Source organism: Sphingobium sp. LMC3-1-1.1, assembly GCF_040676285.1.
GTDB lineage: Bacteria > Pseudomonadota > Alphaproteobacteria > Sphingomonadales > Sphingomonadaceae > Sphingobium.
Genome location: NZ_JBEGHQ010000034.1, coordinates 98,670 through 118,171, shown reverse-complemented (window position 1 = coordinate 118,171; position 19,502 = coordinate 98,670). Strand labels below are relative to the sequence as shown.

25 protein-coding genes are annotated in these 19,502 nt (G+C 64.2%); 2 read left to right on the top strand and 23 right to left on the bottom strand.

Features of this window, described 5'->3' with window-relative positions; all coding sequences use genetic code 11:
- Positions 1 to 49 precede the first annotated feature (49 nt).
- The 18 genes from rplE to rpsL form a co-directional block, all read right to left on the bottom strand.
- Complete coding sequence (gene rplE, locus MRBLMC3_RS16740; RefSeq protein WP_133652661.1) at positions 50 to 622, bottom strand: 50S ribosomal protein L5; 573 nt, start codon at positions 620 to 622, stop codon at positions 50 to 52.
- The gene (gene rplX, locus MRBLMC3_RS16735) at positions 622 to 933 is read right to left on the bottom strand and encodes a 50S ribosomal protein L24 (RefSeq protein ID WP_133652660.1); all 312 of its coding nucleotides are present in this window, start codon (positions 931 to 933) and stop codon (positions 622 to 624) included. Before rplX ends, rplE begins: the two co-directional genes overlap by 1 nt.
- Positions 933 to 1,301 carry a 50S ribosomal protein L14 gene (gene rplN / locus MRBLMC3_RS16730; RefSeq protein ID WP_007686569.1) on the bottom strand — a complete coding sequence of 123 codons (369 nt, stop codon included), beginning with the start codon at positions 1,299 to 1,301 and terminating at the stop codon, positions 933 to 935. The genes rplX and rplN overlap by 1 nt, the downstream gene beginning before the upstream one ends.
- A gap of 200 nt (positions 1,302 to 1,501) precedes the next feature.
- On the bottom strand, positions 1,502 to 1,765 hold the full coding sequence (rpsQ, locus tag MRBLMC3_RS16725; protein WP_006960320.1) for a 30S ribosomal protein S17: 264 nt from the start codon (positions 1,763 to 1,765) through the stop codon (positions 1,502 to 1,504).
- Between the two features lie 12 nt (positions 1,766 to 1,777).
- Positions 1,778 to 1,981 carry a 50S ribosomal protein L29 gene (rpmC, locus tag MRBLMC3_RS16720; RefSeq protein WP_066700948.1) on the bottom strand — a complete coding sequence of 68 codons (204 nt, stop codon included), beginning with the start codon at positions 1,979 to 1,981 and terminating at the stop codon, positions 1,778 to 1,780.
- Positions 1,982 to 1,984: 3 nt separating this feature from the next.
- Complete coding sequence (gene rplP / locus MRBLMC3_RS16715; protein WP_007686573.1) at positions 1,985 to 2,416, bottom strand: 50S ribosomal protein L16; 432 nt, start codon at positions 2,414 to 2,416, stop codon at positions 1,985 to 1,987.
- A gap of 21 nt (positions 2,417 to 2,437) precedes the next feature.
- Complete coding sequence (gene rpsC, locus MRBLMC3_RS16710; protein ID WP_021239758.1) at positions 2,438 to 3,133, bottom strand: 30S ribosomal protein S3; 696 nt, start codon at positions 3,131 to 3,133, stop codon at positions 2,438 to 2,440.
- A 5-nt stretch (positions 3,134 to 3,138) separates the two neighbouring features.
- Positions 3,139 to 3,525 carry a 50S ribosomal protein L22 gene (gene rplV, locus MRBLMC3_RS16705; RefSeq protein ID WP_363738609.1) on the bottom strand — a complete coding sequence of 129 codons (387 nt, stop codon included), beginning with the start codon at positions 3,523 to 3,525 and terminating at the stop codon, positions 3,139 to 3,141.
- On the bottom strand, positions 3,525 to 3,803 hold the full coding sequence (rpsS, locus tag MRBLMC3_RS16700) for a 30S ribosomal protein S19 (protein WP_007686576.1): 279 nt from the start codon (positions 3,801 to 3,803) through the stop codon (positions 3,525 to 3,527). Before rpsS ends, rplV begins: the two co-directional genes overlap by 1 nt.
- A 5-nt stretch (positions 3,804 to 3,808) precedes the next feature.
- On the bottom strand, positions 3,809 to 4,645 hold the full coding sequence (gene rplB, locus MRBLMC3_RS16695; RefSeq protein WP_022682112.1) for a 50S ribosomal protein L2: 837 nt from the start codon (positions 4,643 to 4,645) through the stop codon (positions 3,809 to 3,811).
- Between the two features lie 2 nt (positions 4,646 to 4,647).
- Positions 4,648 to 4,965, bottom strand: coding sequence for a 50S ribosomal protein L23 (locus MRBLMC3_RS16690; protein ID WP_363830637.1), 318 nt, complete (start codon positions 4,963 to 4,965; stop codon positions 4,648 to 4,650).
- Complete coding sequence (gene rplD / locus MRBLMC3_RS16685; RefSeq protein ID WP_133652658.1) at positions 4,958 to 5,581, bottom strand: 50S ribosomal protein L4; 624 nt, start codon at positions 5,579 to 5,581, stop codon at positions 4,958 to 4,960. The genes MRBLMC3_RS16690 and rplD overlap by 8 nt, the downstream gene beginning before the upstream one ends.
- Positions 5,582 to 5,583: 2 nt before the next feature.
- Positions 5,584 to 6,339, bottom strand: coding sequence for a 50S ribosomal protein L3 (gene rplC / locus MRBLMC3_RS16680; protein WP_133652657.1), 756 nt, complete (start codon positions 6,337 to 6,339; stop codon positions 5,584 to 5,586).
- A 274-nt stretch (positions 6,340 to 6,613) separates the two neighbouring features.
- Positions 6,614 to 6,922 (bottom strand): 30S ribosomal protein S10, encoded by a 309-nt coding sequence (rpsJ, locus tag MRBLMC3_RS16675; protein ID WP_007686587.1) that lies wholly within the window; start codon positions 6,920 to 6,922, stop codon positions 6,614 to 6,616.
- Between the two features lie 208 nt (positions 6,923 to 7,130).
- On the bottom strand, positions 7,131 to 8,321 hold the full coding sequence (gene tuf, locus MRBLMC3_RS16670) for an elongation factor Tu (RefSeq protein ID WP_133652656.1): 1,191 nt from the start codon (positions 8,319 to 8,321) through the stop codon (positions 7,131 to 7,133).
- Between the two features lie 136 nt (positions 8,322 to 8,457).
- Complete coding sequence (gene fusA / locus MRBLMC3_RS16665) at positions 8,458 to 10,530, bottom strand: elongation factor G (protein ID WP_133652655.1); 2,073 nt, start codon at positions 10,528 to 10,530, stop codon at positions 8,458 to 8,460.
- A 174-nt stretch (positions 10,531 to 10,704) separates the two neighbouring features.
- Positions 10,705 to 11,175, bottom strand: a complete 471-nt coding sequence (gene rpsG / locus MRBLMC3_RS16660) for a 30S ribosomal protein S7 (RefSeq protein ID WP_363738602.1) — start codon at positions 11,173 to 11,175, stop codon at positions 10,705 to 10,707.
- Between the two features lie 15 nt (positions 11,176 to 11,190).
- Positions 11,191 to 11,562: a 30S ribosomal protein S12 gene (gene rpsL, locus MRBLMC3_RS16655; RefSeq protein ID WP_007686591.1), complete on the bottom strand. Its 372-nt coding sequence runs from the start codon at positions 11,560 to 11,562 to the stop codon at positions 11,191 to 11,193.
- 482 nt (positions 11,563 to 12,044) lie between these two features.
- On the opposite strand from rpsL, the gene MRBLMC3_RS16650 reads away from it, so the two are divergent.
- Positions 12,045 to 13,223, top strand: coding sequence for a M23 family metallopeptidase (locus MRBLMC3_RS16650; RefSeq protein WP_363830634.1), 1,179 nt, complete (start codon positions 12,045 to 12,047; stop codon positions 13,221 to 13,223).
- Between the two features lie 215 nt (positions 13,224 to 13,438).
- Here the strand turns inward: MRBLMC3_RS16650 and rpsI are convergent, their stop codons facing one another.
- The 3 genes from rpsI to MRBLMC3_RS16635 form a co-directional block, all read right to left on the bottom strand.
- Positions 13,439 to 13,966 carry a 30S ribosomal protein S9 gene (gene rpsI / locus MRBLMC3_RS16645; RefSeq protein ID WP_363738599.1) on the bottom strand — a complete coding sequence of 176 codons (528 nt, stop codon included), beginning with the start codon at positions 13,964 to 13,966 and terminating at the stop codon, positions 13,439 to 13,441.
- The gene (gene rplM, locus MRBLMC3_RS16640) at positions 13,966 to 14,445 is read right to left on the bottom strand and encodes a 50S ribosomal protein L13 (RefSeq protein WP_007686594.1); all 480 of its coding nucleotides are present in this window, start codon (positions 14,443 to 14,445) and stop codon (positions 13,966 to 13,968) included. Before rplM ends, rpsI begins: the two co-directional genes overlap by 1 nt.
- 159 nt (positions 14,446 to 14,604) lie before the next feature.
- Positions 14,605 to 15,651 carry a COX15/CtaA family protein gene (locus MRBLMC3_RS16635; protein WP_363830631.1) on the bottom strand — a complete coding sequence of 349 codons (1,047 nt, stop codon included), beginning with the start codon at positions 15,649 to 15,651 and terminating at the stop codon, positions 14,605 to 14,607.
- A gap of 146 nt (positions 15,652 to 15,797) precedes the next feature.
- Between MRBLMC3_RS16635 and MRBLMC3_RS16630 the strand changes: the two genes are divergently transcribed.
- Positions 15,798 to 17,834 carry a hybrid sensor histidine kinase/response regulator gene (locus MRBLMC3_RS16630; RefSeq protein WP_363830628.1) on the top strand — a complete coding sequence of 679 codons (2,037 nt, stop codon included), beginning with the start codon at positions 15,798 to 15,800 and terminating at the stop codon, positions 17,832 to 17,834.
- 13 nt (positions 17,835 to 17,847) lie between these two features.
- Here MRBLMC3_RS16630 and MRBLMC3_RS16625 read toward each other — a convergent pair whose 3' ends face one another.
- Positions 17,848 to 18,477, bottom strand: coding sequence for a 2-dehydro-3-deoxy-6-phosphogalactonate aldolase (locus MRBLMC3_RS16625; protein ID WP_363830625.1), 630 nt, complete (start codon positions 18,475 to 18,477; stop codon positions 17,848 to 17,850).
- Between the two features lie 93 nt (positions 18,478 to 18,570).
- Complete coding sequence (locus tag MRBLMC3_RS16620) at positions 18,571 to 19,470, bottom strand: 2-dehydro-3-deoxygalactonokinase (protein ID WP_363830622.1); 900 nt, start codon at positions 19,468 to 19,470, stop codon at positions 18,571 to 18,573.
- Positions 19,471 to 19,502: the final 32 nt, after the last annotated feature.

Genomic DNA, 19,502 nt, shown 5'->3' with positions numbered 1-19,502 from the left:
CTTAAGTTCTCTTTCCTTGGGTGTCTTTGGAAAGAGAAGCGGGGCCCTGTCAGGCCGCCTGCTTCTCTTCGATCGGGAAGGGAAAGCCGAAGAGACGCAGCAGTTCGCGCGCTTCATCGTCCGTCTTCGCCGTGGTGGTCACGATGATGTCCATGCCGCGCACCTTGTCGATGCGGTCATAGTTGATCTCGGGGAAGATGATCTGCTCCTTGATGCCGAAGGCATAGTTGCCACGGCCGTCGAAGCTCTTCGGGTTGAGACCACGGAAGTCGCGCACGCGGGGCAGAGCAACGTTGATCAGGCGATCAAGGAACTCGTACATGCGCTCGCGGCGCAGCGTGACCTTGGCGCCGATCGGCATGCCTTCACGCAGCTTGAACTGCGCGATCGACTTGCGGGCCTTGGTGATGACCGGCTTCTGGCCGGCGATCAGTTCCATTTCCTCGGCCGCCGAAGTCACCTTCTTCTTGTCCTGGGTGGCTTCGCCAACGCCCATGTTGAGCGTGATCTTCTCGATCTTCGGCACTTCCATGACGTTCTTGTAACCGAACTTCTCGGTCATCGCCTTGGCGATCTCGGCGTCATAGAGCGCCTTCGAACGGGGGATGTACTTGTCGCTCATTACAGCACCTCACCGGACTTGACGGCGACGCGGACCTTCTTGCCGTCGCGATCCTCGAAACGGACGCGGGTCGGCTTGCCATCCTTGTCGGCGACAGCGACGTTCGAAATATGGAGCGGCGCGGGCTTGCGCTCGATGCCGCCCTGCGGGTTCGCCTGGTCGGGCTTGCGGTGACGCGCATGCACATTGATGCCCTCGACGAGGACGCGGTCCTCCTTCGGCATCACCTGCAGCACCGCGCCGGTGCGGCCCTTGTCCTTGCCGGCCAGGATGACGACCTTGTCGCCCTTCTTGATCTTGGCAGCGCTCATTACAGCACCTCGGGGGCGAGCGAGATGATCTTCATGTGCTTCTTGGCGCGCAGTTCGCGAACGACCGGGCCAAAGATACGGGTGCCGATCGGCTCCTCGTTCTTGTTGATGAGCACAGCGGCATTGCCGTCGAAGCGAATCACGCTGCCGTCAGCGCGACGCACGTCCTTGGCGGTGCGCACGATGACGGCGCGATGCACGTCACCCTTCTTCACCTTGCCACGAGGCGCAGCTTCCTTGATCGAGACGACGATGATGTCGCCCACGCTCGCGAAGCGACGCTTCGATCCGCCCAGCACCTTGATGCACTGGACGCGCTTGGCGCCGCTGTTGTCAGCGACGTCAAGATTGGATTGCATCTGGATCATGGATCCGGTTCCTTCTTATTTGGCCTACCGGGACAATTCCCGGCGGTTCCGAATTTCACTGCCTAGAGCCTTTGGGCGACTCATCTGACTCGCCCTGGAGGAGCCATCTGACTCTACGCGAAGCGCGGGCCTGTACCCTTTCCAGGCGGAAAAGGCCAGCCCCGCGCGACACTTTTATTCAAAGGCCCAGCGAGCCTCCCTCAGGCCGCCGTCTCCGGCGACTTGTGGGTGTCCACGCGCTCGATGACCTTCCAGGTCTTGAGCTTGGAAATCGGAGCGGTCTCCTCGATGCGGACCGTTTCGCCTTCCTTGTAGACATTGCCTTCGTCATGGGCATGATATTTCTTCGAGCGGCGAATGATCTTGCCGTAGAGCGCATGCTTAACCTTGCGCTCTACGCGAACCACCACCGTCTTGTCGGTCTTGTCGGAAACCACCGTTCCCGTCAGCACGCGCTTGGGCATCGTGTGTTTCCTTTACTTCGCGGCCGAGCGCGAACGCTCGGTCTGCAGGGTCTTGATCTGCGCGATCGACCGGCGGACTTCACGCACCCGGCTGGGCTTTTCCAGCTGGTTGGTGGCCGCCTGGAAACGCAGGTTGAACTGCTCGCGCTTCAGGTTGTTGAGTTCGGTCGACAGTTCATCGTCCGTCTTGGTCTTGAGGTCGGCAACGTTCGCCACGGCTTAGCCCTCCAGGTGCGAGGTGTCGCCGAGGCGGGCAACGACCTTGGTCTTGATGGGCAGCTTCATCGCGGCGCGCGAGAAGGCCTCTGCTGCGAGCGGGCCGGGAACGCCGTCCAGTTCGAACAGGATGCGGCCGGGCTTGACGCGGGCCGCCCAATATTCGACCGAACCCTTGCCCTTGCCCTGACGGACTTCGGCCGGCTTCTTCGACACAGGCACGTCGGGGAACACGCGGATCCACAGGCGGCCCTGACGACGCAGGTGGCGCTGGATGGCGCGGCGCGCCGCCTCTATCTGGCGGGCGGTGACGCGCTCGGGTTCCAGAGCCTTCAGACCATAGGCGCCGAAGTTCAGAGCCGAACCGCCCTTGGCGTCGCCCTTGATCCGGCCCTTGAAGGTCTTGCGGAACTTCATTTTTTTCGGTTGCAGCATGACGCTATTACCTTCTTATCTTCAGCGCGCCGGGCGCACGCCGGAGGTCTGAGCCTCCAGCATCAGCCGGTCGGTAGCCATCGGATCGTGGCCAAGGATTTCACCCTTGAAGATCCAGACCTTGATGCCGCAAACGCCATAAGCGGTGTGCGCTTCGGCTTCGGCATAGTCGACGTTCGCGCGCAGCGTGTGCAGCGGAACGCGGCCTTCGCGATACCATTCCACGCGGGCGATCTCCGCGCCGCCCAGACGGCCGCCGCAGGTGATCTTGATGCCTTCAGCGCCCAGGCGCAGGGCCGACTGCACCGCGCGCTTCATCGCACGGCGGAACGCCACGCGGCGCTCCAGCTGGTCGGCAATGCCCTGCGCAACAAGCTTGGAGTCGATTTCCGGCTTGCGGATCTCGACGATGTTCAGGCTGACGTCCGAAGAGGTCAGGCTGCCCAGCTTCTTGCGCAGCTTTTCGATGTCCGCGCCCTTCTTGCCGATGATGACACCGGGACGGGCAGCGTAGATCGATACGCGGCACAGCTTGGCGGGACGCTCGATCACGACCTTGGAGATCGCAGCCTGCGGCAGGTTCTTCATGATGTACTGGCGGATCTTCAGATCCTCCAGCAGCAGGCGGCCATAGTCGGCGCCTTCGGCGAACCAGCGGCTGTCCCAGGTACGGTTGATCTGCAGGCGCAGACCGATCGGATTGCTCTTGTGACCCATGTCTCTTACGCCTCCGCTTCTTCAGCTGCTTCGCGAACGACGATGCGCACGCGGCTGAAGGGCTTCAGGATCCGGGTCGACTTGCCGCGGCCGCGAGCGTGGAAGCGCTTCATGGTGAAGCTCTTGCCCACCGATGCTTCCGCGACGACCAAGCTGTCGACGTCCAGATTGTGGTTGTTTTCCGCATTGGCGATGGCCGAAGCCAGCACCTTGCGCACGTCGACCGCCATCGCCTTCTTCGAGAAGGCGAGGATGTTCAACGCATCCTCGACCTTCCGGCCGCGGATGAGCGTGGCGACCAGGTTCAGCTTCTGGGCCGAACCACGGATCTGCGTGCCAACGGCCAGCGCCTCATTCTCGGCGACGCGACGGGGAGCCTTTTCCTTGCTCATTAGCGCTTGCCCTTCTTGTCGGCAGCGTGGCCGGGGAAGTAGCGGGTCGGGGCGAATTCGCCCAGCTTGTGACCCACCATGTCCTCGTTCACCGAAACCGGCACATGCTTGCGGCCGTTATAGACGTTGAACGTCAGGCCGACGAACTGCGGCAGGATGGTGGAGCGGCGCGACCAGGTCTTGATCGGACCCGAACGGCCACCGGCGTCCTGCGCCACTTCCGCCTTCTTCAGAAGGCTGAGGTCCACGAACGGACCTTTCCAGACGGAACGAGCCATCTCGCTTACCTCTTCTTCTTCGCGTGGCGGCTACGGATGATGAACTTGTCCGTCGCCTTGTTGTGGCGGGTGCGCGCACCCTTGGTCGGCTTGCCCCAGGGCGTGACCGGATGACGGCCGCCCGAGGTCCGGCCTTCACCACCGCCATGCGGGTGATCGACCGGGTTCTTCGCCACACCGCGCGTCAGCGGGCGCTTGCCCAGCCAGCGGTTGCGGCCGGCCTTGGCGAGGTTGGTGTTGGCATTGTCCGGGTTCGACACGGCACCGACGGTGCCCATGCAATCCGAACGGATGTAGCGCTGCTCGCCCGAGGACAGGCGAACCATCACCATGCCACGATCGCGACCGACCAGCTGGGCGTAGGTGCCCGCCGAACGGCAGAGCTGACCGCCCTTGCCGGGCTTCATCTCGATATTGTGGATGATGGTGCCGACCGGCATCTGGCCCAGTTCCATCGCATTGCCCGGCTTCACGTCGGTCTTCTTGCCGGCGATGACCTTGTCACCGGGCGCCAGACGCTGCGGCGCCAGGATATAGGCCTGGGTACCGTCGGGATAGTTGACCAGTGCGATGAAGGCGGTGCGGTTGGGGTCATATTCCAGACGCTCGACCGTGCCTTCCACGTCCCAGAGGCGACGCTTGAAGTCGATGATGCGGTAACGCTGCTTATGCCCGCCGGCGATGCCGCGCGAGGTCACATGACCCTTGTTGTTGCGGCCACCGGTCTTGCGCTTGCCTTCGGTCAGCGCCTTGACGGGCTTACCCTTGTGCAGGCCGCTGCGGTCGACGAGGATCAGGCCGCGCTGGGCCGGGCTCGTCGGGTTGTAGCTCTTAAGCGCCATGGTCAGCGCACTCCTTCGGTGATGTCGATCGACTGGCCGTCAGCCAGACGAACGATCGCCTTCTTCACATCCGAACGGGTGTAGGGCTTGCCCTTCCACTTCTTCGTCTTGCCCTTGGCGACCAGCGTGTTGACGCTCTTGACGGTCACGCCCCAGAGCGCTTCGACGGCGGCCTTGATCTCCGGCTTGGTCGCGTCATTGGCGACCTCGAAGACCACGGCGTTGTTTTCGGAGAGAAGGGTCGACTTCTCGGTGATGACCGGGGCGACGACGACGTCATAATGACGGTTGTCGACCTTCGTGGCTTCTTTCTTAGCCATTGAAACGCGCCTCCAGCTTTTCGACCGCGGCGCGCGTCAGCACCAGCGAATCCGCCCTAAGGATGTCGTAGACATTGGCGCCGACGGCCGGCAGCAGGTCCACGCCGACGATGTTCGCCGAAGCCTTCGCGAAGCTGACGTTCACCGCGTCGCCGTCGATGAACAGCGCCTTGTTGAGGTTCAGCTTGGCGAGGTGCGCGACCAGAGCCTTGGTCTTGCCTTCCGCCACGTCGAGATTGTCGAGAACGATCAGCGAGCCGTTCTTCGCCTTCGTCGACAGGGCCATTTTCAGGCCGAGCGCACGAACCTTCTTGTTGAGGTCGTGGCCGAAGGTGCGGGCACGGGCACCGTGCGCCTTACCACCGCCGATGAACACGGGCGCCTTGCGATCGCCGTGACGGGCCGTGCCGCCGCCCTTCTGGCGACCGAACTTCTTGCCGGTGCGGGCGACATCCGAACGCTCGCGGGTAGCGCGAGCTGGCGCACGACGCTTTTCGAGCTGCCAGAGGACGACGCGGTGCAGAATGTCGGTGCGGGGCTCGACGCCGAACACGGCATCGTTGAGCTCCAGATCTCCGGCAGCCTGCGCGTCGAGGGTCTGTACATTGACCTTCATGATTAGCCCTCCTGGCCTTCGGTCGCTTCGGGAGCGGCCGCTGCTTCAGCGGGCGTCTCAGCCGGAGCGTTGTTGCTGTTGGCGGCAGCCTTGAGGCTCGCCGGATAAGGCGCGTCGGCGGGGCGCTTCACCTTGACGGCGTCGCTGACGGTCAGCCAGGTGCCCTTGGCGCCCGGAACCGAACCCTTGACGAACAGCAGGCCGCGCTCGACGTCGGTGCGGACGATCTCGAGGTTCTGCTGCGTGCGCTCGCGGTCACCCATGTGGCCCGCCATCTTCTTGTTCTTGAAGACGCGACCCGGATCCTGACGGTTACCGGTCGAACCATGGGCACGGTGGCTGATCGACACGCCGTGGGTAGCGCGCATACCGCCGAAGCCCCAGCGCTTCATGGCGCCGGCGAAACCCTTACCCTGGGTGTGACCGGCGACGTCGACCAGTTGGCCGGCAATGAAATGATCGGCCGCGATCTCGGCGCCGACATCGAGGAGCGCGTCCTCGGCGACACGGAATTCGACCAAGCGCGCCTTGGGCTCCACTTCCGCCTTGGCGAAGTGGCCGCGCTGCGGCTTGGCGACATTCTTGACCTTCGCGACGCCCGCGCCGAGCTGAACCGCGACATAACCGTCGCGATCGACTTCCTTGCGGGCCACGACCTGGTTGCCCTCAAGGGCCAGAACCGTAACCGGAATATGACGTCCGTCCTCCTGGAACAGACGGGTCATCCCGACCTTCTTAGCGATCACGCCTGTGCGCATCACTGATTACTCCCATAGAGGCCCGCCTTAGCAGCGGGCGTATCCAACGAAAAAACCGCTCAGGATCTCTCCCTCGCGGCCCAACCCAATAGCATGATCACCCCGTCCGGGTTGGATGCCGACCCCTGCTCGGGGAAGGCGACGGGGGACCAGGACCACGAGCCATTCCGGTTCACCGGAGAGGCCGTGCGGTATCCCTTGTGTCCTTTGAGCTTCCGGCAAGCCGGAATGCCCGATACCCTGCCCTCATAATCGAGAGCAGGGACTTGCCAGCTTACGCCAGCTTGATTTCGACGTTCACGCCGGCAGCCAGATCCAGCTTCATCAGCGCGTCGACCGTCTGGGGCGTCGGCTGCACAATGTCAAGCATGCGCTTGTAGGTGCGGACTTCGAACTGCTCGCGCGACTTCTTGTCGATGTGCGGGCCACGGTTGACCGTGAACTTTTCGATGCGCGTCGGAAGGGGAATCGGACCGCGAATGAGGGCGCCGGTGCGGCGGGCGGTGTCGGCGATGTCGCCGGTCGCCTGATCGAGCACGCGATGATCGAACGCCTTGAGGCGAATGCGGATGTTGCTGTCCATTGTTCCTGTACCGATGCGAAAGAGCCAAAAACCCGGAGCATTTTCAAAAATCAGCCGGAGCAGCCGATGATTTATGAAAATGCGCCAACCAAAAAATATCCGCCCCGTTTCTTGCCCTTCTAGCTCTATCGAGCCGGAGAAAGGCGATCCGGGGCGGTAAAAAACTCAGCGGCGCGAATCAGGCGATTCGCGCCGCTGCGGTCCTATATTACTTCGAGATCGTGCCGACAACCCCTGCGCCGACGGTCCGGCCGCCTTCGCGGATCGCGAAGCGCAGACCCTGGTCCATGGCGATCGGAGCGATCAGCTTGACGCCGAGCTTCACATTGTCGCCAGGCATGACCATCTCGGTACCCTCGGGGAGGATCACTTCGCCGGTCACGTCGGTGGTGCGGAAGTAGAACTGCGGACGATAGTTCGCGAAGAACGGCGTGTGACGGCCGCCTTCTTCCTTCGACAGGACGTAGACTTCTGCGTCGAACTCGGTGTGCGGGGTGATCGTGCCGGGCTTGGCCAGAACCTGGCCGCGCTCGACTTCTTCACGACCCACACCACGGATCAGCGCACCGATGTTGTCGCCCGCACGACCTTCGTCGAGCAGCTTGCGGAACATTTCGACGCCGGTGACGGTGGTCTTGCGGGTGTCCTTGATGCCGACGATCTCGACTTCTTCACCAACCTTGACGATACCGGTTTCGACACGGCCGGTCACGACGGTGCCGCGGCCCGAGATCGAGAACACGTCTTCGATCGGCATCAGGAAGGGCTTGTCGATCGGACGCTCCGGCTGCGGGATGAAGGTGTCGACCGCTTCCATCAGCTTCAGAACGGCGTTCTTGCCGATTTCGTCGTTCGAACCGTCCAGAGCCTTGACGGCCGAGCCGGGGATGACGGGGATGTTATCGCCGTCGAAGTCGTAGGACGACAGCAGCTCGCGGATTTCCAGCTCGACCAGCTCGAGGATTTCGGCGTCGTCGACGAGGTCAACCTTGTTCATGAACACGACGAGCTGCGGCACGCCGACCTGGCGGGCGAGCAGGATGTGCTCGCGGGTCTGCGGCATCGGGCCGTCGGTGGCCGAAACGACGAGGATCGCGCCGTCCATCTGGGCCGCACCGGTGATCATGTTCTTGACGTAGTCGGCGTGACCCGGGCAGTCGACGTGCGCGTAGTGACGGGCTTCGGTCTCATATTCGACGTGGGCGGTCGAGATGGTGATGCCGCGCTCGCGCTCTTCGGGAGCCTTGTCGATGTTGGCATAGTCGACGAAGGTCGCGCCGCCGGTTTCGGCAAGCACCTTGGTGATCGCCGCGGTCAGCGAGGTCTTGCCATGGTCGACGTGACCGATGGTGCCGATGTTGCAGTGCGGCTTGTTCCGCTCAAACTTAGCCTTAGCCATTTTATCCTACCTTCTAATCAAATCAGCTTTGGTCTGACCGCTCGGCCGCGCCTCGCGAAGGCGCGTCCATAGCAGCAAATTTACAGAATGCCAGCCCAAAACCGAGCCACTTGCGCGGCCCGGCCAGGGAAACTCATCAGGCCATCTTCGCCTTGACCTCGTCCGCCACATTCTGCGGCACTTCATCATAGTGCGAGAAGATCATCGAGTAGTTCGCGCGCCCCTGGGTGAAGGAACGCAACGAATTCACATAGCCAAACATGTTGGCCAGCGGCACCATGGCCTCGACCACCTGCGCGTTGCCGCGCGTGTCGGTGCCCTGGATCTGACCGCGACGGCTGTTCATGTCGCCAATGACGTCGCCCAGATATTCCTCCGGGGTGACGACCTCGACCTTCATGACCGGCTCAAGCAGGGTGATGCCCGACTTCTGCGCCGCTTCGCGCATCGCGGCGCGACCGGTGATTTCGAACGCCAGCGCCGACGAGTCGACGTCGTGATAGGCGCCGTCGTAGAGCAGGATTTCGAAGTCGATGATCGGGAAGCCGATGAGCGAACCGGTGGCCGCCGTCTCGCGCATGCCCTTTTCGATCGCGGGGATATATTCCTTGGGAATGTTACCGCCCTTGATCTCATCCTTGAAGATGATGCCCGCGCCACGTTCGCCCGGGGTCAGCTTGACCTTGATGCGACCGAACTGGCCGGTGCCGCCCGACTGCTTCTTGTGGGTGTAGTCGATATCGACCGGTTTCTTGAGATATTCGCGGTAAGCAACCTGCGGCGCACCGACATTCGCCTCGACCTTGAACTCGCGCTTCATGCGGTCGACCAGGATTTCGAGGTGAAGTTCGCCCATGCCCTTGATGATGGTCTGGCCCGATTCGTGATCGGTCGTGACACGGAAGGACGGATCCTCGGCGGCCAGACGATTGAGCGCGACGCCCATCTTTTCCTGGTCGGCCTTGGTCTTGGGCTCGACCGACAGCTCGATCACCGGCTCGGGGAATTCCATCCGCTCCAGGATGATCGGCTGGCGTTCGGCGCACAGCGTATCACCGGTGGTCGTTTCCTTCATGCCGGCCAGAGCGACGATGTCGCCGGCATAAGCCGCTTCGACGTCTTCACGGCTGTTGGCATGCATCAGCAGCATGCGGCCGATCTTTTCCTTCTTGTCCTTGACCGAGTTCAGATAGGTACCCTTGGTCAGGGTGCCCGAATAGACGCGCAGGAAGGTCAGCGAACCGACGAACGGATCGTTCATGATCTTGAACGCCAGGCCCGCGAAGGGCGCGTCGTCCGCCGTCTTGCGGCTGTCGGGCTCCTCGGTGTCGGGGTTGATACCCTGCACGTCGGGGATGTCGAGCGGCGAGGGCAGATAGTCGACGACCGCGTCGAGCAGCGGCTGCACGCCCTTGTTCTTGAATGCCGAGCCGCACAGGACCGGCGTGAACGCCTGGCCCAGCGTGCCCTTGCGGATCAGCTTCTTGAGCGTGGCGGTGTCAGGCAGGTTGCCTTCCAGATAGGCTTCCATCGCGTCGTCGTCCTGCTCGACGGCGAGTTCGATCAGCTTTTCGCGATATTCGGCGGCCTTGTCGGCGAGATCGGCCGGAATTTCCTCATAGGAGAATTCAGCGCCGAGATTCTCGTCCTTCCAGATGATCGCGCGGTTCTCGACCAGGTCGACCAGGCCCTTGAAGTCCGATTCCGTGCCGATGGGCAGATAGAGGACGGCCGGGGTCGCGCCGAGACGGTCGATGATCGTCTGCACGCAATAATAGAAATCGGCGCCGGTGCGGTCGAGCTTGTTGATGAAGCACATCCGCGGCACCTTGTACTTGTCCGCCTGGCGCCACACGGTTTCCGACTGCGGCTCAACGCCCGCGACACCGTCGAACGCGGCGACCGCGCCGTCGAGCACACGCAGCGAACGCTCGACTTCGATGGTGAAGTCGACGTGGCCGGGGGTGTCGATGATGTTCAGGCGGTGGTCGTTCCAGAAACAGGTCGTCGCAGCCGACGTGATGGTGATGCCACGCTCCTGCTCCTGCTCCATCCAGTCCATGGTAGCGGCGCCGTCATGGACTTCGCCGATCTTGTAGGACTTGCCGGTATAGTAAAGGATACGCTCCGTCGTGGTGGTCTTGCCGGCGTCGATATGCGCCATGATACCGAAATTGCGATAGCGTTCGAGCGGATGGCTGCGGGCCATGATGCTTCTCCGTTGCCGGTGCGCCGGCGGTTGGGGATTCGTTAAATCTGCGCGTGGCCCCTAAACCAATCCGTCCGCCATGGGTAGCCACCCGTGGCGAACGGACCGATTTTTTGAAACCATGAGAGGAAGCGAGCGATATGGGTGCCCGCTTCGCCTTTTTCCAGCGCCGGATTACCAGCGATAGTGCGAGAAGGCGCGGTTCGCTTCCGCCATGCGGTGCGTGTCTTCGCGCTTCTTGACGGCATTGCCGCGATTGTTGGCGGCATCCAGCAGCTCGCCCGACAGACGGGCAGCCATGGTGGTTTCGCTGCGGTTGCGCGAAGCCGTGATCAGCCAGCGGATCGCCAGCGCCTGGGCGCGCTCGGGGCGCACTTCGACGGGAACCTGGTAGGTCGCACCGCCGACGCGGCGGCTGCGGACTTCGATGCCGGGCTTCACATTGTTCAGCGCATCGTGGAACATCGCGATCGGATCCTTCTTTGACTTCGTCTCGACAGTGTCGAGAGCGCCGTACACGATGGATTCGGCGACGGCCTTCTTGCCGTCCTGCATGATGCTGTTCATGAACTTCGACAGCACGACATCACCGAACTTGGGATCCGGCAGGATGACGCGCTTTTCGGGGCGACGACGACGTGACATATTACTGGTCTCCCCTTACTTCGGACGCTTGGCGCCGTACTTCGAACGGCTCTGCTTGCGGTCCTTGACGCCCTGGGTATCCAGAACGCCGCGCAGCACGTGATAGCGCACACCGGGAAGGTCGCGCACGCGGCCGCCACGGATCAGCACAACGCTGTGCTCCTGAAGGTTGTGGCCTTCACCCGGAATATAGGTGATGACTTCGCGCTGGTTGACCAGGCGCACCTTCGCCACCTTACGGAGAGCCGAGTTCGGCTTCTTCGGGGTCGTCGTGTAAACACGGGTGCAAACGCCGCGCTTCTGCGGGTTCGCTTCCATGGCAGGGACCTTCGACTTGGTCTTCTGCAGCTCGCGGCCCTTGCGGACCAGCTGGTTGATTGTTGGCATGAAGCCCTTCACCTTTTTCAGTTACTTTACCGCATGCATTTCCCGCGTTCCTTGCGGTCTGGAAAGCAATCGCCTCCAAACAGCAAAGGCCCCGGCGGAAACCCGCCCGGAGCCGCAAGAGCACCGGCAATGTTCAGCTCTGACGCCCCCAGAACCGGGAACTGGCGCGAACGAATCCGTCCAGCCGGGCCTTTGGGCAGGCGCGCCTATATCCATGTGGGGGACGCGGGTCAAGAACCGGCCGAAAGATCGGGCGCTGCCCTCCGGCGCAGGCGGCCCGCCGATCAGTCATCGGTCATCAGGCAATCGCCCGGAAAAAATCCGGTGGATCGGAACCAATGGCACGGATCCACGTTTCACCCCGTTCATCCTTCGACTCGTCACGAGTCCGTTTTGGCGGATTCGCGCGACTCGGATTGTTTTGTTAGCGCCCCGTTCACTTAAAAAGAAATGCGGGGTCGCAATTGTCGCAACGGAGCAAGGTGAGGGTGCCTGCCCTCTGGGCCAGCATGGCTGCCCACTGTTCGAAGCTGTGCCCGGAACGGGAAATTTTCCTGCACTCGGGCGGCCAGATGAAGTTCATCCGCATTTCGCGCCGGACGCAGCTTGTCGCGCTCGGGCTGCTTTCCTGCGCCCTGGTCGGGGGCGCGGGGCTCACTTTGTCCATGATCTCCCGCAGCGCGGAGATCGAGCAGGAACGTGACTCCCTCACCGCAAGGGGCAAGGCCGTCGCGAGCACCGCCAGCCAGGTCGAGCGCTATCGCAAGTCGGTCGACCAACTCGCGCAGGAGCTGAAAGAGCGCCAGGATTTCATGGACGACCTCTACCGCACCCATTTCGGCCAGGAGGACGCCGTTTCCGCCAGCGATGTGGTCGGCAAGGCCGACGGCGGGGCCAAGCACGGCACGTCCAAACTGGACACGAAGATCAGCGTCGCGCCCGAAGCCGCCACGCTGTTCCAGATCGATGCGCGGCAGCGCCGTTTTGCCGCCTTGCTGACCAGCGCAGTCCAGCATCGCGCCGACAAGGCCGCCGCCGCTATCCGCAGCTTCGGCCTCAACCCCAATGGCCTCGCCCGCACCGCCGCGCGCGCGCAAGGCGGACCCTTCGTTCCCTGGGAAGGCCAGGACGCCCTGCCGGGCGAGTTCGAAAAGCTCGCCAGTGCGCTGTCGCGGATGGAATTTCTGGAAGCCAGCCTGCTCGCCATCCCCTCCGGCAAGCCCACGGCAACGCCGATGCTGAGCAGCAGCTATGGCTATCGCAGCGATCCGTTCAACGGCCATGCGGCCTTTCACGCGGGGCTGGATTTTCCCGGCAGCATGGGTCAGCCGATCCTGGCCGCCGCATCGGGCAAGGTCAGCTTCGTGGGCCAGCGCAGCGGCTATGGCAATGTGGTCGAGGTCACCCATGGCAACGGCATCCTGACCCGCTATGCCCATCTTTCCGGCTTCAACGCGCGGGTCGGCCAGCCGGTAGCCCGTGGCGACACCATTGCGCGCATGGGCTCGACCGGCCGCTCCACAGGTCCGCATCTCCATTTTGAAGTGCGGGTGAACGGCAACGCCATCAATCCCCGCCGCTTCCTGGAAGCCCGCAAGGACGTCCTCCAGATCCAGCAGATCGCGACGGCGCGCCTGGCTGATGTCGGCGATCGCGGCTAAGGCGGTTTCCACACGATCGGCCGTGATCGCCGGTTAGGAGATCGCGGCTTTTCCGTCCGATCGAACCGGTTCGGCCATTCCGGATCCCGTCAATGCCTCCCCGATTGCGAGGAAGACGGCGGACCCTTGACATGCCCGACCGCGAGGGTCCCATCTGCCCGAAAAGAAAAGGGGCCGGAAAACCGGCCCCTTTGCATTGCTGTCGATCGAACCGATCAGCGCTTCGAGAACTGGAAGCTCCGGCGGGCCTTGGCCTTGCCGTACTTCTTGCGCTCGACGGCGCGGCTGTCGCGGGTCAGGAAGCCTTCGGCCTTGACCGCGCTGCGCAGCGCCGGCTCATATTTGGCGAGTGCCTGGGCGATGCCGTGCTTGACCGCGCCGGCCTGGCCCGAGAGGCCGCCGCCCTTGACGGTGGCGATCACGTCATACTGACCTTCGCGCTCGGTGACGCCGAAGGGCTGGTTGATCACCAGACGCAGGGTCGGGCGAGCGAAGTAGATTTCCTGGTCGCGGCCATTGACCGTGATCTTGCCGGTGCCGGGCTTTACCCAGACGCGGGCGACGGCGTCCTTGCGGCGGCCGGTCGCATAGGCGCGGCCGAGGCTGTCGATTTCCTGGGCGCGCAGCGGAGCGGCAGGCTGAACCGGCGCGATCGGGGCGTCGGCGGCGGGCGCGGCAGCGGCAGCCGGCGCGTTGGCGGTCAGCGACGCGAGGTCGGACAGGGACTGGCGGTTATCGGTCATTATGCACCCACCTTGTTCTTGCGGTTGCGCGACGCGAAGTCGAGCACTTCGGGGTTCTGCGCGGCGTGCGGATGTTCGGCGCCGGCGAAGATGCGCAGGTTGCGCATCTGCTGACGGCCCAGCGGGCCGCGGGGGATCATGCGCTCAACGGCCTTTTCCAGGACGCGCTCGGGGAAACGGCCTTCCAGAACCTTCTGGGGGGTGGTTTCCTTGATGCCGCCGGCATAGCCGGTGTGCTTGTAATAGACCTTGTCGGTCAGCTTGCGGCCGGTGAACTTCACCTTTTCCGCGTTGATGATGATGACATTGTCACCGCAATCAACGTGGGGGGTGAAGCTCGGCTTGTGCTTGCCGCGCAGGATGTTCGCGACGGTCGAGGCGAGGCGGCCGACGACGAGGCCTTCCGCGTCGATCAGAACCCATTTCTTTTCGACCGTGGCCGGGGTTGCCGGCTTGGTGGTCTTCATCAGCGCCTTCATGGTGCCAATACTCCAAGAATGAAACAGTGAATTGAACGCTGTTGCCAGCTTTCAGAAGATGGCGGCTAATGACGGGTAGGGCCGCGCAAGTCAAGCGATTCGGCGGCTTTGCTGACGGGTAAAATAATACCCGTAAAGCCGACATGCGCGCGACCGCGCCTATCCCCGGCGTTCCCCCAGGGCATGGGCGCCCCAGGTGGCCGATGCGACCACCAGCGCGCCGACCGCCTGGTGCAGCACCGCCAGCGGCAGCGCGATGCCGCTGACGACCGTCGCGATGCCCAGCGCGATCTGCGTGCCGACGGCGGCATTGATCGCGATCGAGGGGCCGCGCTGTCCCGCCTGCTTCGCCATCCTGGCGAGCATGATCAGCATGAACGCCGCCACCCAGGCCCACCAGCGGTGGATGAAATGCACCAGATAGGGGTCGCTGGAGACGGTCGCCCAGAACGAGCCGAGCCATTCGATTCCCTGCGGCACGAGATGGTCGTTCATCAGCGGCCAGGTGTTGGAGACATAGCCTGCATCCAGCCCGGCCGTGAACGCGCCGAACAGCAATTGCACCATGAGCGCCAGCAGCGCGGCCACGGCGAAGGGGTGCAGCATGGCCGGCTTCGCGAAGGGCGTCCTGGCACGTGTCAGCAGGTCGAGGGCGGTCCAGATCAGGCCGCCCATGATGAACAGCGCCGTCAGCAGGTGCACCGCCAGCCGGTAATGGCTGACATCGGTACGGACCGACAGGCCCGATTCCACCATCCACCAGCCGATCGCGCCCTGAAGCCCGCCAAGCGCGAGCAACGCGACGAGGCGCGGGCCGTAGCCCTGGGGGATCGTCCGTTTCCACGCGAACCAGAGCAGCGGCAGCGCGAAGGCGACGCCGATCAGCCGCCCCAGCAGCCGATGCACCCATTCCCAGAAGAAGATGAACTGGAAATCGCCCAGCGTCATGTCCTGCCGCAATTGCCGATATTCGGGGATCTTCTGATAATCGCGGAAGGCGTCCATCCACTGGTCGTGGGTCAGCGGCGGAATGGCGCCGCTGATCGGTTTCCACTGGGTGATCGACAGGCCGGATTCGGTCAGGCGGGTGATCCCGCCGACCACGACCATGCAGAAGACGAGGGCGGCGACCGTCAGCAGCCAGCGCGCGATCGGCGCGGGGCGTGGGACGGCGTTGGCGGGTCGGCTCAAGGTCATCGCAGTCATGGACCCGATCCATGCGCGCTTGTCCCGCGGGTTGCAAGGATAACCCTGAACCATGAACAAAAGGTCATAACGCCTTGTGCATGAAGGGATACAAAGCGCGGGAGGGGCGTATCTCGTCCCATGAGCATATTGATCGAGGATAATCAATGAGCGGCGCGCGGGGCATAGGGGAGATGATCGCCGCCCAGGGCGCGCTGGGCGCGCTGACCGCGCGCATCGACGCCGGGTCGCCGCTGGGGCCGGTTGACGGCTGGTCCCCGGCGCTGGTGTCGGCGGTCCGGCTGATGCTGTCGTCGCAGGCGGAGATCGTGCTGTTCTGGGGTCCGGAGCTCTGCGCGCTCTATAATGAAGCCTATGCGCCCACGATCGGGGACAAGCATCCCCGCGTGCTCGGCCGCCCGGCGCGGGAGGGGTGGACGGAGCTTTGGGACGATCTGGAGCCGCTGCTGCGCTCCGTCGTCGAACAGGGGCAGCCGGTGCATGCCAAGGACCGGCCCTTCTATATCGAGCGGGCCGGCGGGCTGGGCGAACAGGTGTTCTTCGACATCAACTATTCGCCGGTCTACGAGGCGGACGGCTCCATCGGCGGCGCGCTCTGCATCGTCAGCGAGACCACCAAGAGGGTGATAGCGGAAAAGGAGATGCGCGCCGATCGCGCCCGTCTCTGGGCATTGGCGCGCGACCCCTTCCTGGTCGCTGACCGGGACGGCACGTGGCTGGCCGCCAGCCCGGCCTGGACCGACATATTGGGTTGGAGCGAGGCCGAGCTGATCGGCCGCACGTCCGAATGGATGGAGCATCCCGACGATCTGGCGAAGACCAGGGGCGAAATCGCCGCCCTGGCGCAAGGCATGCCGACGGCGCGGTTCGAGAACCGTTTCCGGGCAAAGGACGGCAGCTACCGCAATTTCAGCTGGACGGCGGTGCCCGAAAACAACCTCGTCTATTGCGTCGCCCGCGACGTGACCGAGCAGCGCGCCCGTGCGCGGGCCCTCGCGGACGCCGAGGATGCGCTGCGACAGGCGCAGAAGATGGAGACGCTGGGCCAGTTGACCGGCGGCGTGGCGCATGATTTCAACAATCTGCTGCAGATCGTCACCGGCAATCTGGAACTGCTGCAACGCGACCTTCCCGAGGATCAGGCGCGGCTGCGGCGCGCGGCGGACAATGCGATGGCGGGCGCGGAGCGCGCGGCGCTGCTGACGCAAAGGCTGCTCGCCTTCTCTCGCCGCCAGCCTCTGGCGCCCGAACGAATCGATCCCAATCGGCTGGTGAGCGGCATGTCCGACCTGCTCAACCGCACATTGGGCGAGACGATCGAGGTGGAGACGATCCAGAGCGCGCGGATCTGGCCGGTCGAGGTCGACGTCAACCAGATGGAGAATGCGTTGCTGAGCCTGGCGGTGAACGCGCGCGATGCCATGCCGGACGGCGGCAAGCTGACCATAGAGGTCGCCAACACCCATATCGACGAGGCTTACGCCGCGCAGGAGGCGGAAGTGTCGCCCGGCCAATATGTGCTGATCAGCGTATCCGACACGGGCCAGGGCATGGACGAGGACGTGCTGAGCCACGCGATCGAGCCCTTCTTCACCACCAAGGAGGTCGGGCGCGGCACCGGGCTGGGCCTGTCCATGGTCTATGGTTTCATCAAGCAGTCGGGCGGCCATATTCGCGTCTATTCCGAACGCGGCCATGGCACGACGGTCAAGATATACCTGCCGCGCTTCTACGGCCCCCTGCCCGACAATGACACGGGCACGGTCAGCCGGGCCACGCCGGTATGCGGCGGCGACGAGACGGTGCTGGTCTGCGAGGATGACGACAAGGTGCGCGCCTATACCGTCGATGTGCTGAAGGAACTGGGCTATCGGGTGATGGAGGCGGACAACGGCGCGGCGGCGCTGCAGGCGCTGGAAATGGCGTCGGAGCCCATCGACCTGCTGTTCACCGACGTCATCCTGCCCGGCGGCATGACCGGCGCCGACATGGCCCAGCAGGCGCGGGCGCAGCAGCCGGGGCTGAGGATATTGTTCGCCACCGGCTATGCGCGCAACGCCATCATTCATCACGGCCGGCTCGATCCGGGCGTGGAACTGCTGACCAAGCCCTTCACCTATGCCGAGCTGGCCGCCAAGGTTCGCGACATGCTGGACCGAGACGACGCGCGGCAGGCGGGATGAAGCCTCCCGGCGGTCAGAGCGACCGCCGCCAGGCGGCGACCAGTTCGACCGCCCGGTCCCGCACCGAGGCGCCGCCGTCGCCCGGCCGGTAGAGCGCACCGCCGACGCCGATGCCTTCGCAGCCGGCGGCCAGCCATTCCCCGATCGAATCCGCGCCGGTGCCGCCGACCGCCCAGATGCCGACATGGCCGGGCAGCACGTCCTTCAGCGCCCTTACATAAGCGGGGCCGAGACGGGCGGCGGGAAACAGCTTGATCCGGCGCGCGCCGGCCTGCACCGCGGCGAAGGCCTCGCTGGGCGTCATGAAGCCGGGGAGAAGCTCCAGTCCCAGTTCCGCCCCGCGCGCGATCACCTGCATGTCGCTATTGGGCGTCACCATGATCCGTCCGCCAGCGCCATGCAGTTCCTCCACCGCCGTCACGGACAGTACCGTGCCGCCGCCGATCAGCGCGCGATCGCCATATTCGGCCTGCATTGCAGCGATGCTGCGAAGCGGATCGGGGGAGTTGAAGGGCACTTCGAGAATGCGGATGCCGGATTCGATCAGGACGTCGCCGATCTCCAGCGCTTCTTCCGGCCGGAGACCGCGCAGGATCGCGCAAATAGGCGGCGCGCCGTCGGCCAGCAAATCATCGAGGGTCATGGTGGTACTCCGTTGGAATAGGGCAGATGCGCCGGGGACGCCGAATGCTCCCGCCAGCAGGAGGTGGGGGAATGAAATGGTCCCCATCCCTCATCAGGAAAGGCCGAGGCCGGCGAGCGCGCAGGCATCGCCCTCCAGCACCTGCGTCGCCAGCCCCCGCCTGCCCAGCGCCTGGACATAGAGCATCGAGAGGCGGCCGTCGCCGATCAGCAGGATATCGTCATCCTGTTCCAGCATGTCCGCGACTTCCGCGATCTCCGCCCCGATCAGCAGGCCGGACAGATAGCCCGCCGCCCACTGGGCCGATCGCCCCGCCCGCAGCCGCATGCTCCGCGCGGCGAACAGGGAGGAGAGCAGCCGCCCTCCCTCCGCACGCGCCAGGCCTTCGGCAAAGCCCTGCGCCTCCTGCGCGGGATCGGACTGGTCGGTCTGCGCGCCGAGGGTGGAATGGTCCCGCAGCAGCGCGAAAAGCTCTCCCGTCGGCATGGTGCGGAAGGTGGTGACATGGCCGTCCTCCACCACCGCCCATTTATTGTGCGTGCCGGGCAGGACGACCAGCCGGCGGCCCTGGCCCAGCGCGGGATCGCGCGCGATGGCGCCGAAGATCTGCGTCTCCTCCCCGCGCATCACGTCGGGCGCGCCGTTCGGGTTCGTGCAGGCAAGGCCGGCCATGATCGCGACGGGCACGCCACGCCATTCGAACCGGGCCGACGCCATGCGCCAGGCGACGGCGTCGGCCGGACAGTCCGCATAGGGCGCCTCCACCCAGCCGTCGCGGGCGCCGGCCATGCCGCACAGGCGGATCTGCGCGGGTGCGGCCTGGTCCAGCCAGGGGCCGATGGTGGCAGCGAAGGCCGCCTCCGCCTGTCCCCGCGCCGCGGCGATGCCGGGGCCGTCATGACGCGCCGTCACGCGGCCCTGCTCCACCCGGAACAGCCTCAGGCGGCTGGTGCCCCAGTCCCCGACAACCTCATAGCGGCCCATCAAATCCATCACTTTGTCCGAAGCATCCTTGATATTCTATT

Coding starts and splice junctions, on each gene's coding strand:
- rplE (WP_133652661.1), bottom strand. CDS start 622: ATGAGCGACAAGTACATCCCCCGTTCGAAGGCGCTCTATGACGCCGAG.
- rplX (WP_133652660.1), bottom strand. CDS start 933: ATGAGCGCTGCCAAGATCAAGAAGGGCGACAAGGTCGTCATCCTGGCC.
- rplN (WP_007686569.1), bottom strand. CDS start 1,301: ATGATCCAGATGCAATCCAATCTTGACGTCGCTGACAACAGCGGCGCC.
- rpsQ (WP_006960320.1), bottom strand. CDS start 1,765: ATGCCCAAGCGCGTGCTGACGGGAACGGTGGTTTCCGACAAGACCGAC.
- rplP (WP_007686573.1), bottom strand. CDS start 2,416: ATGCTGCAACCGAAAAAAATGAAGTTCCGCAAGACCTTCAAGGGCCGG.
- rpsC (WP_021239758.1), bottom strand. CDS start 3,133: ATGGGTCACAAGAGCAATCCGATCGGTCTGCGCCTGCAGATCAACCGT.
- rplV (WP_363738609.1), bottom strand. CDS start 3,525: ATGAGCAAGGAAAAGGCTCCCCGTCGCGTCGCCGAGAATGAGGCGCTG.
- rpsS (WP_007686576.1), bottom strand. CDS start 3,803: ATGGCTCGTTCCGTCTGGAAAGGTCCGTTCGTGGACCTCAGCCTTCTG.
- rplB (WP_022682112.1), bottom strand. CDS start 4,645: ATGGCGCTTAAGAGCTACAACCCGACGAGCCCGGCCCAGCGCGGCCTG.
- MRBLMC3_RS16690 (WP_363830637.1), bottom strand. CDS start 4,965: ATGGCTAAGAAAGAAGCCACGAAGGTCGACAACCGTCATTATGACGTC.
- rplD (WP_133652658.1), bottom strand. CDS start 5,581: ATGAAGGTCAATGTACAGACCCTCGACGCGCAGGCTGCCGGAGATCTG.
- rplC (WP_133652657.1), bottom strand. CDS start 6,339: ATGCGCACAGGCGTGATCGCTAAGAAGGTCGGGATGACCCGTCTGTTC.
- rpsJ (WP_007686587.1), bottom strand. CDS start 6,922: ATGGACAGCAACATCCGCATTCGCCTCAAGGCGTTCGATCATCGCGTG.
- tuf (WP_133652656.1), bottom strand. CDS start 8,321: ATGGCTAAGGCTAAGTTTGAGCGGAACAAGCCGCACTGCAACATCGGC.
- fusA (WP_133652655.1), bottom strand. CDS start 10,530: ATGGCCCGCAGCCATCCGCTCGAACGCTATCGCAATTTCGGTATCATG.
- rpsG (WP_363738602.1), bottom strand. CDS start 11,175: ATGTCACGTCGTCGTCGCCCCGAAAAGCGCGTCATCCTGCCGGATCCC.
- rpsL (WP_007686591.1), bottom strand. CDS start 11,562: ATGCCAACAATCAACCAGCTGGTCCGCAAGGGCCGCGAGCTGCAGAAG.
- rpsI (WP_363738599.1), bottom strand. CDS start 13,966: ATGACCGATAACCGCCAGTCCCTGTCCGACCTCGCGTCGCTGACCGCC.
- rplM (WP_007686594.1), bottom strand. CDS start 14,445: ATGAAGGCGCTGATGAAGACCACCAAGCCGGCAACCCCGGCCACGGTC.
- MRBLMC3_RS16635 (WP_363830631.1), bottom strand. CDS start 15,651: ATGACTGCGATGACCTTGAGCCGACCCGCCAACGCCGTCCCACGCCCC.
- MRBLMC3_RS16630 (WP_363830628.1), top strand. CDS start 15,798: ATGAGCGGCGCGCGGGGCATAGGGGAGATGATCGCCGCCCAGGGCGCG.
- MRBLMC3_RS16625 (WP_363830625.1), bottom strand. CDS start 18,477: ATGACCCTCGATGATTTGCTGGCCGACGGCGCGCCGCCTATTTGCGCG.
- MRBLMC3_RS16620 (WP_363830622.1), bottom strand. CDS start 19,470: ATGGATTTGATGGGCCGCTATGAGGTTGTCGGGGACTGGGGCACCAGC.